Source organism: Salinibacterium sp. TMP30 (genome assembly GCF_038397785.1).
Taxonomy (GTDB): domain Bacteria; phylum Actinomycetota; class Actinomycetes; order Actinomycetales; family Microbacteriaceae; genus Rhodoglobus.
On record NZ_CP151642.1, the window covers coordinates 300,906 to 313,335 of the forward strand.

Annotated in this window: 12 protein-coding genes; 10 read left to right on the forward strand and 2 right to left on the reverse strand. The window is 58.1% G+C overall.

The genetic code is table 11. The features are described from left to right. Nucleotides 1-49: 49 nt before the first annotated feature. Entirely contained in the window at nt 50-349 is a 300-nt protein-coding gene (locus AADH44_RS01470; protein ID WP_341953643.1) for a hypothetical protein, read from the forward strand. Between the two features lie 52 nt (nt 350-401). On the opposite strand, the gene AADH44_RS01475 is transcribed toward AADH44_RS01470, so the two are convergent. Then, a complete protein-coding gene (locus AADH44_RS01475; RefSeq protein ID WP_341953644.1) occupies nt 402-839 on the reverse strand; it encodes a hypothetical protein in 438 nt (145 codons plus the stop codon). 472 nt (nt 840-1,311) lie between these two features. Between AADH44_RS01475 and AADH44_RS01480 the strand changes: the two genes are divergently transcribed. Further along, nucleotides 1,312-4,332: an AAA family ATPase gene (locus tag AADH44_RS01480; protein WP_341953645.1), complete on the forward strand. Its 3,021-nt coding sequence runs from the start codon at nt 1,312-1,314 to the stop codon at nt 4,330-4,332. Between the two features lie 570 nt (nt 4,333-4,902). Here the strand turns inward: AADH44_RS01480 and AADH44_RS01485 are convergent. Next, nucleotides 4,903-5,559, reverse strand: coding sequence for a cyclase family protein (locus AADH44_RS01485; RefSeq protein WP_341953647.1), 657 nt, complete (start codon nt 5,557-5,559; stop codon nt 4,903-4,905). Between the two features lie 97 nt (nt 5,560-5,656). Between AADH44_RS01485 and AADH44_RS01490 the strand changes: the two genes are divergently transcribed. The 8 genes from AADH44_RS01490 (at nt 5,657) to AADH44_RS01525 (ending at nt 12,308) form a co-directional block, all read left to right on the forward strand. Continuing rightward, entirely contained in the window at nt 5,657-5,944 is a 288-nt protein-coding gene (locus AADH44_RS01490) for a BMC domain-containing protein (protein WP_341953649.1), read from the forward strand. 74 nt (nt 5,945-6,018) lie between these two features. Next, nucleotides 6,019-6,987 carry an amidohydrolase family protein gene (locus AADH44_RS01495; RefSeq protein ID WP_341953650.1) on the forward strand — a complete coding sequence of 323 codons (969 nt, stop codon included), beginning with the start codon at nt 6,019-6,021 and terminating at the stop codon, nt 6,985-6,987. 4 nt (nt 6,988-6,991) lie between these two features. After that, a complete protein-coding gene (locus tag AADH44_RS01500; protein ID WP_341953651.1) occupies nt 6,992-7,258 on the forward strand; it encodes a EutN/CcmL family microcompartment protein in 267 nt (88 codons plus the stop codon). After that, nucleotides 7,245-8,159 carry an agmatinase gene (gene speB / locus AADH44_RS01505; protein WP_341953652.1) on the forward strand — a complete coding sequence of 305 codons (915 nt, stop codon included), beginning with the start codon at nt 7,245-7,247 and terminating at the stop codon, nt 8,157-8,159. Before AADH44_RS01500 ends, speB begins: the two co-directional genes overlap by 14 nt. Then, on the forward strand, nt 8,152-8,922 hold the full coding sequence (locus tag AADH44_RS01510) for a FadR/GntR family transcriptional regulator (RefSeq protein ID WP_341953654.1): 771 nt from the start codon (nt 8,152-8,154) through the stop codon (nt 8,920-8,922). Before speB ends, AADH44_RS01510 begins: the two co-directional genes overlap by 8 nt. Before the next feature lie 40 nt (nt 8,923-8,962). Further along, nucleotides 8,963-9,799: an ABC transporter substrate-binding protein gene (locus tag AADH44_RS01515; RefSeq protein ID WP_341953655.1), complete on the forward strand. Its 837-nt coding sequence runs from the start codon at nt 8,963-8,965 to the stop codon at nt 9,797-9,799. Nucleotides 9,800-9,872: 73 nt separating this feature from the next. Continuing rightward, entirely contained in the window at nt 9,873-11,486 is a 1,614-nt protein-coding gene (locus tag AADH44_RS01520; RefSeq protein WP_341953656.1) for an amino acid ABC transporter permease/ATP-binding protein, read from the forward strand. A gap of 39 nt (nt 11,487-11,525) precedes the next feature. Then, nucleotides 11,526-12,308 (forward strand): sulfite exporter TauE/SafE family protein, encoded by a 783-nt coding sequence (locus AADH44_RS01525; RefSeq protein ID WP_341953657.1) that lies wholly within the window; start codon nt 11,526-11,528, stop codon nt 12,306-12,308. Nucleotides 12,309-12,430 lie beyond the last annotated feature (122 nt).

Genomic DNA, 12,430 nt, shown 5'->3' on the forward strand with positions numbered 1-12,430 from the left:
GCCCGACGGCGTTGCAGTCGTTCGCCCAAGGGACGCGACACAGTACCCCGTGGGTTGGCTCTTTGCAGCGCTCCGGAGCGAGGCTGCGCGTCTGCAGCTTTGGACCGAGAGCGGCGGGACAAGCTACGGCAAGCTCTCGAAGGATCACATCCGGAACGTGATCCTGCCCAAGCCAACGGCGAACGAGATCAAGGCGATCGCAGAGCAGGTAGATACCTGGGCCACGAGCGTCGGCGAGTCCCTGACAGTGTGGGAGGGTATCGGTGCGCCTGAAGATCGACGACCGATCCGCAATAGCGCGATCATCGGCCTCGACGCGGACGAGTCCGACTCCGAGGACGCGGATTAGCCGATCCGGCGCCTGCAGGCTTGACAGATAGTCATCGGACCGCCGGCGAGCGCTAAGCGCCCGGGAACGCCACGGTGTTGTTGAGCTTGACCATCGCGAGCACACCAGGTGTCGCATTTCCGAACGCGGCGCGCATCTCGGCGCGGGCGACGAAGAGGTTGGGCTTGAAGTCGTCCTCGTTGGTCTCGGTGATCGCGACTGCACGTTCTCGCGGATCCAAAGGTGGGCCTGGCTGAGGTCTCCAAGCATCGCGAAACCCTCGGGGCGGACGGAACGAGGGCTGCGGGCACACCCCAGACGGTGCGTGGGCCGGCGTCGTCGGGTGCCGCGTGGTTGCGGTAGTCGCCCGCGGTGTTGAGCTCGAGCTCAACACCGCGTAGTCAACCGGGTTGAGCACGATGGCGGTGTTTTCGTAGACGGCGCTCTCAACCTTCGCCATTGCGCGGCGGATCGACGCTCTGGCGCTGGTTGCGTATGCCTGCGCGAGCACACCATCCTAGGAGTAGAGCCCTTTCAATCTCGCCCACGCCGTCGCTGAGAATTCGTGTGGTCGTAGTCGAAGTGACCCACGGCGGGGCGCGTGATAGCTCTACGGTCTGATGTCACGCACAGGCCGACCTCTACTTTGTTCCGGCCGTCCGCGCGGCCCTGTCGCTTTCGCTGCTGTCAGCGCGCGTGGCAACGCTCCGCTGACGACAGCTTCTTCGTCGCCGACGAGAAAGCGATGCCGAAGAAGAAGGGACGTGCAGGACGCACGATGACACATGCCCTCTATGAGATGAGGAGGTATCGAGGAAGATAACGATGAGTAGACAACGAGCAGACAATGCACGCAGGCACTATTGAGTGGGGGGTACTCTAGTTGCATGCGCGGAGGGATAGCCAGGTGGAAGCGAGGGGTTGCTTCTCAGGGTGTCCGGCAGGCCCTTGATTACGCATTTGGCGGTACGTGCGACTCGCACATGGCTACTTCTGCCGGATCTGAAGCGGCAGCCAATTACACCGATGGTGTGATTGAACGCTTCGTCGTAGAGGACGGGGTTACGGTCTCTGACTTGCTCAGCCGTGACCAGTTGAAGGCGTGGATTGGTGGTGCAGATGCGGAAACGGGCGAGCACCGTGGCCGCGAACTTCCGTCACCGGAGGCGGACCTGTTGCTTGATGCGACAGTCAATTCTCCGAAGTCCTTCTCGCTCGTGGCTCTTCTAGATGATGAATTGGCGGTCGAGTTCGAGCAGCTTCAGGATCGCCTGCGCGACCGTGTGCTGCTGACGTGGCAGTCGGAGCTCAACGCTCGCCGCGGCGCTGGGGGCGCGGTCAGGGAAGAGCTTTCGCGTATTGAAGTTGTCGAACTCAAGCACGAACGTTCACGTTCGTTGGACCCTCACAAGCACCGTCACCTGTGGCTGAATATGAAGGTTCGCGGCGTCGATGGTCGATGGTCAAACATCGATTCACGAGTGGCTTTACGGTTCCAAACTGTGGTCAATTCTGAAGGCGATTTGGCCGCTCGAACAGACCCAGAATGGATCGCTGCATTGGCAGCTAAAGGGTTCACATTGGATGCCTCTGGGGAGATCGAACAGCTCGCACATGTGGTGCGTCCGTTGTCGCGTCGGTCGAACCAAATTGAGGCGAACCGAGCACTGAAACTTGCCGAGTGGAAAGCCACTCATCCGGGTCAAGAACCTGACCACACTGTGCTGACTGCAATCGACCGTTGGGCATGGGCGGCAGGCCGTCCGAACAAGCCGGGCAAGGTTGACGAAGCTCGCTGGACCGAGGTTGTGCGGAACGAATTGTTGGGTCTTGACCCCAAGGTTTTGAACATGCGGTCAGCAGCAGATGTTGTCCCGGTTCACGTAGGCGAGCTTGATCGTGACCTCCTCGCAGCTCAAGCTATCGCGGATGCTGACCGACGCTCTGCTGGCACTGGTGGTCGATTTAGTCACTACGACATCCGCGCCGGCGCCGGCCGTGCCGTTGCCGCAAGCGGCATTGTTCTCGACCGTGCGCGCCTGTCAGAGCTGCTCGAGGACGTCGTTTCGCGAGCCGTCTCGACAGAGACCGTTGAACTCTCCGACGACGTCGATGCACTCCCCGGTCACGTCAAGCACTACATGGCAGCCGACACCGCCGTGCTCAAAACACAGCTCGCCGACCAACTCGATCTGCTCATTGAAGCGGGCGAGTCAGTTGCGGTCGGCGCTATCGAGACCATCGCCAGCCGTGTGCTGAGCGACGGCCGACGACTCGATGAAGGACAGACAAACGCCGCGGCCGCCATCGCCGGCAGCGACCGTTTAGTGACCGTCACCGGGCCTGCCGGCACGGGTAAGACGACCATGCTGAAAGTTGCTGCAGCATCGCTGGCAGAGCAAAGTCGCCAACTCATCGTCGTCGCCCCGACAAAGAAAGCAGCCAGCGTCGCCGGCCGCGAGACTGGCGCAACGGCATCATCGTTGCACGGTCTCTTGTACGACAACGGATGGCGTTTCGCAGTCGATGCGGCGGGCGTTCAGCGCTGGTCGCAGCTCGCTGTCGGTTCAGTTAGCCCCGACACTGGTGCCATCTACGAAGGTCCCCGTAGGCACGTGCTGCAACCACGCGACCGCATCGTCGTGGATGAGGCAGGGATGATCGACCTGAACGCAGCGCGTGCGCTGGCGATTCTTGCCGAGCAGTCCGGAGTCGGTATCGCGATGGTTGGCGACCACCTGCAGGCCTCCCCAGTTGGACACTCTGGGGCGATGGCATTGACCAAGCAGCGCTCGACTGCGGTTGTGGAACTCACCGCAATTCACCGTTTCAAAGACCCCGAGTATGGGCAACTGTCGATGCGACTGCGCGATCCGGGCAGCGAAGAGGCTGCCGCCGATGTCGCTCGCGAACTGTATGACGGCGGGCACGTAGCTTGCGTCTCCAACGACATCGACGCCCGCGCACGAATGGTTTCTGGCTACTTCGAGACCGCTGGTGTCGGACACAGTATCGCCCTGGTTACGGGCACCAATTCGGATGCGCAGTTCGTGAATGAGAGCATCCAGAGTGAACGTGTTGCTCGTGGCCAGCTCGCAACGAAACGTCTCGCCGAGGGACAGGACGGCCAGCGGTTATTGGAAGGCGACGTGGTGCAGACCCGTCGCAACGACTCCAGCACTGGTGTTGAGAACCGTGCTCTGTGGGTTGTGAAGAAGATCCGCGATAGCGAGATCGTTCTCGCCAATGCGGTTCAAGCTGGGGATACAAGGACCGTCACACGTGAGTACGGTACCAAGCACTTGCACCTCTCGTATGCCTCGACAGTGCACGGCATTCAGGGTGTGACTACCGACGTTGCGATTGTCGGGCCGGGGGTTGACGCAGCCGGTTTGTATGTTGGGATGACGCGTGGCCGGCGCCATAACGAGGCTGTTGTGCTTGCTGGCAGTCGTGGCCAGGCGGTTGAGATCGTTGCCGAGTCAATGCGGCGCGGCCGCGTGGAGATCACCCTCGATGATTCCCGAGCCGCTGCAGCAGCCGAACTATTGCGTGCTGCGCGTTCACCTGAAGGCGGCAGTGTCGATACGGTTGAGGGCATGCCGGCTGACGATCCTCGGCGTCCTGCAATCCTCACTGCACGAGCAGAGGTCCATGCACAGCTGGAGAAACTGTCAGGCCGGCTCACGCGCGATCGCCAGACGATCCGTGAACTCGATACGCGCCTCGCCCAACGAGCAGCGCTCAACCACAGTGCCCACATCGCCGGCGGCGAGCAAGAGCCCGTTGATGCGCTGAAATCTGCCAAGGTTAAGTTGCTCGAGCGGCTCAAAGATGACTCAGCTAAACGGGGCCAGCTTGCAGCACGCTACCGCAAGCTCAGCGATTCTCTAGAGAAGCCAGAGCAACCGCCCGTCGAACGTTCGAAGGTGCCGGCGCCGGATCTCGCACGCCCGGCAGCATCTGCGCCGTTGGCTGCTGAGAACTCGGGCTTGTCGCTGTAAAAATAGTCACGCCAAATGCGGGGCTAGTGTGCGTCCAAGAACCACCAGTACTATTGGGCGATCTAAGGATAACCATGGCATATCTTGTGGTTGTAATTCTGAGCTGCACGGATTTGCGATTCTCTGCGGCGTCATCTTGACGAGAACCCGGAGCGCACCTACTCAGCAATACAAGATGGTGTGCAGGGCGTTCTTCTAAACACTGCTCTAAGAACCGAAGGACACAAAGCCTCTCCAGTGAAATCCGGGAGGGTTCGACTCAGTCATGGCGACCAGGAAGATCAGACGCTGTGCCGATGTCGCCGGCACCTCCACAAACCATGCAGCGCTGCCCACCTTGCCCGGCTGGATCTTGCGTCAAAAGCACACCTTTTTGATGGCCCAGACCGACGTTAGGTCAGTGATCTCTTCATGGCACCTGTCACATTAAGAAAAGACGGTGTTGTCATCTCAGAAAGTAAGAGGTCACCAAGCCCGTGGCTGAACTCGCGCGGTGCTGAGACACGGTATCAAGAAGCAATGCTACTCACGTCACGAGGGTCCAAGGACATATCCAGGCCCCCTGTCACCCTATGAGGCCTTTTCGCGAATGGCTACGGCGCGGATCGGCGATCCGTCCAGCCCCGCCAAACGCAGAGGGAGGAGGGAGACAAGAGGGCGCGTCCAATCTATCCTCCCCAGATTCGTCAGGTTTTCGACGATGTACCCACCGGAGCCGAGCATGAGGTCATGGATCGCGACACTATTGTGCTCCTCACCGTCCGGATCTGGGTTGATCAGATCGACGCCCAGAACGCGCACTCCGCGATTAAGTAATTCTTCACCGAGCTCGGGCGCAAGGTATGGATGGTCCAGATACAAAGCTGATCCGTAGTGAGACGACCAACCTGTCGCGATGAAGACGATGTCATTCGGGCGGACGCTTTCCAACTGATCACGGACGTGCGAAACGGTGATCGCCTGGCCCGCACCGATCTCGGGAACTGACAGCACCACTGCGGGGCCGAAGAGCAGTCCGAGTTCCGCCTCGTCGATCGTTCCGGCGCCGTCGAAACGATGGCTAGGTGCATCGATGTGGGTTCCACTATGCGTTCCCAGGCGGAGAGATGCAACCGCGAAGCCGGTTTCGTCGACTGAACTAGCCGTTGAAATTTCCACTGTTGGGTCACCCGGGTAGACCGGCATTCCGGTGACCACTGGGTGGGTCAAGTCCAATATCGAATACAAGAGTATTGCCCTCCTTCATCCCCGGGGTTGACACCCGGCTCCCGCAATTATAGCATCTTGGCATGACCAAATAGGTCGTACCAAGGAGGATTCTTACATGCCTAACGACGCTTCGACCGCGCTGGGAATCGTTGCTACAAGGGGTCTCGTTGCTGCTGCGGAGGCGGCTGATGCGATGCAGAAGGCGGCAGTTGTTAACTATGAGGGGCGTCACTTCCTCGGTGATGGAACGGTTACGGTCTTGATTTCGGGGGAACTTGCCGCGGTAAAGGCTGCGACTGACGCAGCGGTCGACAGGGCGCGTAGCGTTGGCGAGGTCCTCGGCGTGACTGTAATCTCGCGGCCGAGCGACGCCGTTCACTCACTGCTCGCACCGCAAGCCTGACTCGGCGCTCGAGAAGCCTCATGTCGAAAGTAGTTACTGCCAACGATGTTCGTGATGCGATTCGACGAGGTCTCATGACGATCACGACCGACCATGAAGCTATAATCACCTCCGAGGCCCGCGATGTCGCAAAGTCGGCTGGGGTCGAGATTGTGCAGGAATCCTCCGGGGGCTGCTGCGGTGTAGGACCCCAACCGCTTGCCACCTTCGGACAAGTATCGTCGTTCGATTCAGGCCCGCAGCGCCCGCTGACCATGTCTCACTATGACGGCAGCTCTCCGCTCATCGCGGCCATTGCTGCTCCCATACGTGCTCTTATGCCGATTGATGCTCACGTCCATATCGGTCGCGCTCGATGGATGAGTGAGGACGTGGCAGCTGATTCTGTCCTAGATTTAATGAAAGATTCAGGTGTCGCAAAGTCTTGCGTCTTCCCTTTTGCTGATAGAGAGATGGACGCTTCAGAGGCTGTCTGGGAGGCGACACGCGGACGTCGGGACCTCATTCCGTTCGCCCTATGCAATCCCCTTGAACCCGGCAGCGCCTCGAAGCTCCGAGCCTTTTTGTTGCAGGGCTTCCGCGGGATAAAGATGCATCCGACTGCGCACGGATACCCCCTAGACCAATATGACATCGTCGACCCGATATTCGAGCTCGCCCGTGAATTCTCCGTGCCAATTGTCTGCCACTGTTTTTCGGACACGCCTTTTAATACTGCGGGTCAGTTCAAAGATCTCGCAGGTCGGTTCCCTCAGGTTGATCTCATTGCCCTTCATGGCGGGTTCATGTGGCATACGGCCGGCTTGGCAGAAGCGGCGCGAACACTGCCGAATCTATTTCTCGAAACCAGCACTGTCTACCCGAATCTCTTGCGTAAGCACATAGCAGACGTCGGCGTCGAACACTTCATCTTTGGAAGCGACACCCCCTTCAATTCCTCTGCCGCGGAACTGGGCAAGCTTCAACTTTCGGTCGAATCGATCGATGATCTGAAGGAACTGGTTTCCGGCAATCTTTCACGAATTCTTGCGAAACGAGGTTGAGCTAATGCTCATTGGACAAGTAATAAATCCTGTAGTGTGTGACGCTGCCATCCCGGAGCTTCGAGGCCTTCCGCTAGTGACAGTCGCGATAGAGACCGTCGACGCGTCGCCTCGCTTAATGGTTGCGGTCGACGTCGTCGGCGCTGGAGTCGGTGCCAATGTGCTTATTGCGGAGGGAGATGCCGCCCGACTCGCAGTGCGCAACCTCAGTGCACCTATCGAGGCAGCGGTCGTTGGCCTGGTTCGGGGTTCCACCAATGTCCAGTCCTAAATACGTCGGGATCCGAACTTTCCTGGGAGCTCCCCAGTCCGCGGTGAACGAGGTGCTTTCCGGTCAAATCGTATTCTGCGGTGCCCCACTCGACGCTGGGCAGACTTACCGGGTGGGGGCCCGCCATGGACCATCTGCAATTAGAGAAGCCTCTCGTGTGGTTAGACCTTATAATCCGCGTCTGGATCTTGACCTCTCAGCACTTGCGTTAAGCGACGCAGGCGACGCAGATGTGGCTCCCGGCTCCATCGAGCGTGGTTTCGAAGCTATCCGTTCTCATATTGGAGCGATCGTCCAACGGGGCGCATATCCGATGATCATGGGCGGGGACTGTTCTATCGCATTTCCAGTCCTTGGCGAGTTGTACTCAAAATGGGGCCCGATTGCATTGGTTCACTTTGATGCACACACCGACACATGGGACGAGTACTGGGGCGAGCGATACACGCACGGCACCGCTGTCCGTCGCGCGATCGAAGCAGGATTTATCGAACCCTCCGCCTCCGTACAAGTGGGCATACGCGGTTCGGGCTATGGTCCTAGTGACGTAGAACAGAGCCGAGATCTTGGCCTTCTGGTGTTGACGGCGGATCAGGTGCACGCAGATGGCGCCTCTGAAACAGCCCGACGGATTGTCGAACGAGTTGGTTCACACCCAGTCCTCGTTCACTTCGATATTGATTGTCTAGACCCAGCGCACGCGCCGGGTACTGGAATGCCAGAAGTGGGTGGTCTGACAACGCACGACGCCTCGATCATTCTCGTCGGTCTTGCAGGTATCAACGTAGTCGCAGCAGAAGTGACCGAGGTCCTTCCTGCATACGACCCGAGTGGTATCACAGCGATTGCAGCGGCGAATGTTCTGTTTGAACTAGCGAGTCTGGCAGGTTCGCATGGCTGATGAGGCAGGGCCCCAATCCGTATTCCTTACGCCTTCGCCCGTCAGCTTGTTGGAGTTAAGAAGCAAAGGCGTTCACGGCGCAGTAGCACTTGCCGCCGAGGTTGAGCGACTGATCGTCTCCGGTGCCATCGCTGACGGGGCGCGACTTCCTACTGAGCGCGAGCTCGCTGAGTTGCTGGGGATGTCGCGGGCGTCGGTCAGGGAGGCGATGTACGAGCTGTCCCTCAAAGGAATAGTCGATCGGCGTAGGAGCCGAGGTTCTGTAGTGGTTTTCGATCAGTCGAGTTCAAACCGATTACTACATACCAGTATGCCCAGAGACGAACGAGAGTTTTGGGAAGTAGTTGAATTTCGGTCAGAGATCGAGCCTGTCATCGCTAGCCGGGCTGCGCTTACGGCAACACCGAGTGATCTTGTTGTCTTGCGGGAGATCTTGAGGGCACAGGAAGATTCGGCAGATGTCGACAGCGCCATCGCGAATGACCGAGCATTCCACATCCAGATTGCGTCGCTCACTCACAATCAGCTCTTCGTCAGGCTCGCAGAGGTCAGCGCGGAGTGGCTCGTCCCCACGCGCAAACGATCTCAATCCACAATGGCAGGCCGACGCCGGTCGATCGCCGAACATCGCCTGATTCTTGATGCGATAGCTGCCAACGATCCAGAACGCGCTAGCGAAGCGATGCGAACGCACATCGAAAGTGTTGCGGAGCTTGCTCAGATGGCCAGTCCGGTACCCAGAGTAGTGAGAGTCGCGCACTAAGCACAACGTAATCACGGTTCACCAAGAAAAGGAGATAACAATGAAGTTATGTAAGAAAGCGCTGGCGGTGTCCGCAGGCTTGTTCTCGGTCGCTCTGCTACTTTCAGCTTGCGCCTCGACCGACGGTGCTGACAACGCTGCGGAGCGTCCGACAATTAGGGTTGGTTTGGACCCTAACCTCCCTCCGCTTTCGAGCCTAGATCCCGATGATCCTTCTAAGATCATTGGCGCCGAAATCGACATGATGGAAGCAACCTTCGCGCACTTGGGTTACGACTTCGAACTCGTTCCCCAGGCTTGGTCAGGAATCCTTCCCGCTCTCGATTCTGGGCAAGTCGACGTAATGTGGTCGATCCTGTACTACACGCCAGAGCGGGCGGCAAATGTGGACTTCATCACCTATCTTCGCGCGGACACCGGTGTCCTAGCAAAAGAGGGTTCGACGCTCAAAATCTCGTCCACTCTCGATCTTTGCGGGCTCACTGGCGCTGCGACTCTCGGAACGCTCGAGGTAGATCTGTACAACGAGATTTCTACCGAGTGCAAAGCTGCGGATCTTTCTGGAATCGACGTGCTGACGTTCCCGGACCCGGCGGCGACAGTTCGGGCCGTACAAAACGAGCGCGCCGATGTCGCCACATATAACGCCGTTCTTGTTTCTACCATCATTGAGCAGGTTCCGGGAGTCGAGCAGATTTTCATCATTCCCCAGAACAATCTCGTGGGCGTTGGGGTAGCTAAGGGAAATGTTGATCTCCGAGACTCGATCGCGGAGGGTGTTGCGTGGTTGCAGGAAAGCGGTACGCAGGAGGATATTTTGCGTGCGTGGGGGATCGATCCCGATCTCATGGTTTCGACCGAGATACTGACCCAGTAGTTATAGTCCTACAACCGAGTCGAAGGGGCGCTAACCAATGGCGCCCCTTCGACTGAAAGAATGCGTGTGAATCATGGATTTCATTTCGGAAGTTGCCCGTTACTTGTTCTCGACTTTCATGCTCGAGGGCGCATTCATCACGATTGGAATAGGGATAGCGGCGATGGCCGGGGGGCTTGTCTTCGGGCTTCTTCTAGCACTCATGCGGTTATCGCGGTTCCGTCCTGTGTCCGCGATAGCCGCTTTCTACATTTGGGTTTTTCGGGGTACTCCCCAACTACTTCAACTCGTGTTCCTGTTCGACGCGTTACCGCGACTCGGCATCACCATGTCCCCGATTATGACGGCGATTGTTGGTTTTGCGCTCAATGAAGCCGCGTTTGCGGGTGAGATCGTTCGTGGTGGAATAAACTCTGTCCAGAAGAACCAGCGTCTTGCTGCTGCATCTCTAGGAATGAGCCCCACACTCACACTGTTCCGAGTTGTGCTGCCACAAGCTCTCCGAAGCATCGTGCCCGCTCTAGGAAATGACTTTGTCAACGTCGTAAAGATGACTTCGATAGCCTCTGTCATTGCAGTGAGCGAGTTGACTCTTAGAAGTCAGCAAATTGTGGCCTCGACTTTTGAATTTTTTCCAGTCTTTACCGCCGCTGCAATTTACTACCTAGTCGCTACGTCCATCCTTGGCGCCATGCAGCGGTCACTTGAACGCCGTCTAGACCCGACGGTCGCACCAAGCGAAAGCATGGCGAGAAGGCTTGTGGGCTTGGGCATGCGCCGCAGGGTCGTGGGTGCGCGTCCTGATGGCGAGCCAGAAGACGCCGAACGAATTGTTCCGATTGAGGCTCGCCAGATTGGACCCAACCCGACGAAGATTGCCGAAGCGATTAGCCGTGAAATCGCTGTATCGACCCCCGTTTTGGAACCCTTCCTCTCGTGTAAATCGCTCGAGAAGTCGTATGGGTCAAGGCAGGTGATCAAGGATGTTAACTTGGAGGTCATGTCAGGTGAAGTCGTCGTTCTAATGGGCCCGAGTGGCTCGGGAAAGAGCACGATACTCCGCTTGATCGATCACTTGGAGACGGTGGATGGCGGGGAGATTCTCGTCGGTGGCCGACACATCGGATATCGCGCCAATAAGGGAAAACTGGTGCCGACACGGCATGTTCATCAGGAACGCGTCGACGCGGGCGTGGGAATGGTCTTCCAAAGCTTCAACCTCTTCGAGCACATGACCGTCTTGGAAAATCTTATAGAGGCTCCGGTTCGAGTGCTGGGCGAGAGCCGAGAGGTGGTGCGTGAGCGAGCTCTCCTGCTTCTCGAGGGCGTCGGATTGCGTGATCACGCTAACGACTATCCACACAGCCTCTCCGGCGGGCAAGCACAGCGGGCGGCGATAGCCAGGACACTCACGATGAGACCCAAGCTGATCCTATTCGACGAACCGACATCTTCACTGGACCCGGAGCTAGTCTCGGACGTCCTCGAGGTCATCCGAGCACTGGCTGACGCGGGTCTTACGATGCTTGTTGTCACGCATGAAGTTCAATTCGCACGTGATGTTGCCGATCGAGTTGTCTTCATGGATGGGGGCGTTGTCGTTGAGCAGGGCACACCGAGTGAAGTCCTGAGCAACCCCCAGCACGCACGCACTCGCCAGTTCCTCCATCGAGTGTTGGGCGAATAGTCCACAGAACGCCTCGATCTTGTCGAAAGCAGCAGCATGATGATTCCTTGGGACGTCGTGGTCCTCGCGGGCGCTGGTCTGTTGGCGGGGATGGTCAACGCGATGGCAGGTGGAGGAACGCTTATTTCCTTTCCTATACTTCTGGGCCTTGGAATGCCCGCGGTTGTCGCTAACGTGACGTCGGCCGTTGGTCTATCGTCTGGGTACCTGGGTGCCGCTATCGAGTATCGTCGAGAGCTCAACGGGCAAGGTGCTCGAATGTGGGCTTTAGTCCCTTTCGCTCTGGTGGGCGGGCTTCTCGGGGCCATCGTGCTTTTGCTGGCGCCCGCGGCGATATTCCGCGCCGCAGCGCCGTACCTCGTCTTGTCATCATGCGCACTAATGGCCGCTCAGCCAATATTGTCAAGGTTGGTGAAAAAACGTGCTGTAGCGCGTGAGAAAGAGCGACCCACGACGACGATTCCGCACACCACAATCTCAGTGCGGGTTGGAGTTCTGTTAGCTGGCATTTACGGTGCGTACTTCGGGGCAGGCCTCGGAATCCTACTTCTAGCAGTTTTGGGCATTTTAATCGACGACTCTCTACAGCGGCTAAATGGGCTCAAGGCAGCGCTCTCACTAGCGGTGAATTTTGTCAGTGTAACTCTGTTTATTCTCTCGGGACACGTCTCATGGGTCGCGGCGGGAACGATATTTGCCGCGGCCGCGATCGGCGGGATCGTCGGCGCAAGGGTTGCAAGAGTCTTGTCTCCTGCAGTGCTGCGAACGAGCGTGATTATATTTGGACTCGTTGTTGCGGTCGTCCTCCTAGTAAGGGGCTAGTGGTTGCAGCTTTTCGTGCAGACTTTGTTTTTACTCGGAGAAATCTCGTGTATCGCATCTCCATGACGAATCTTGCTCGATAAACGTAGTTTCACGGAAAAGTATCGAAGCGACTCCTGGCC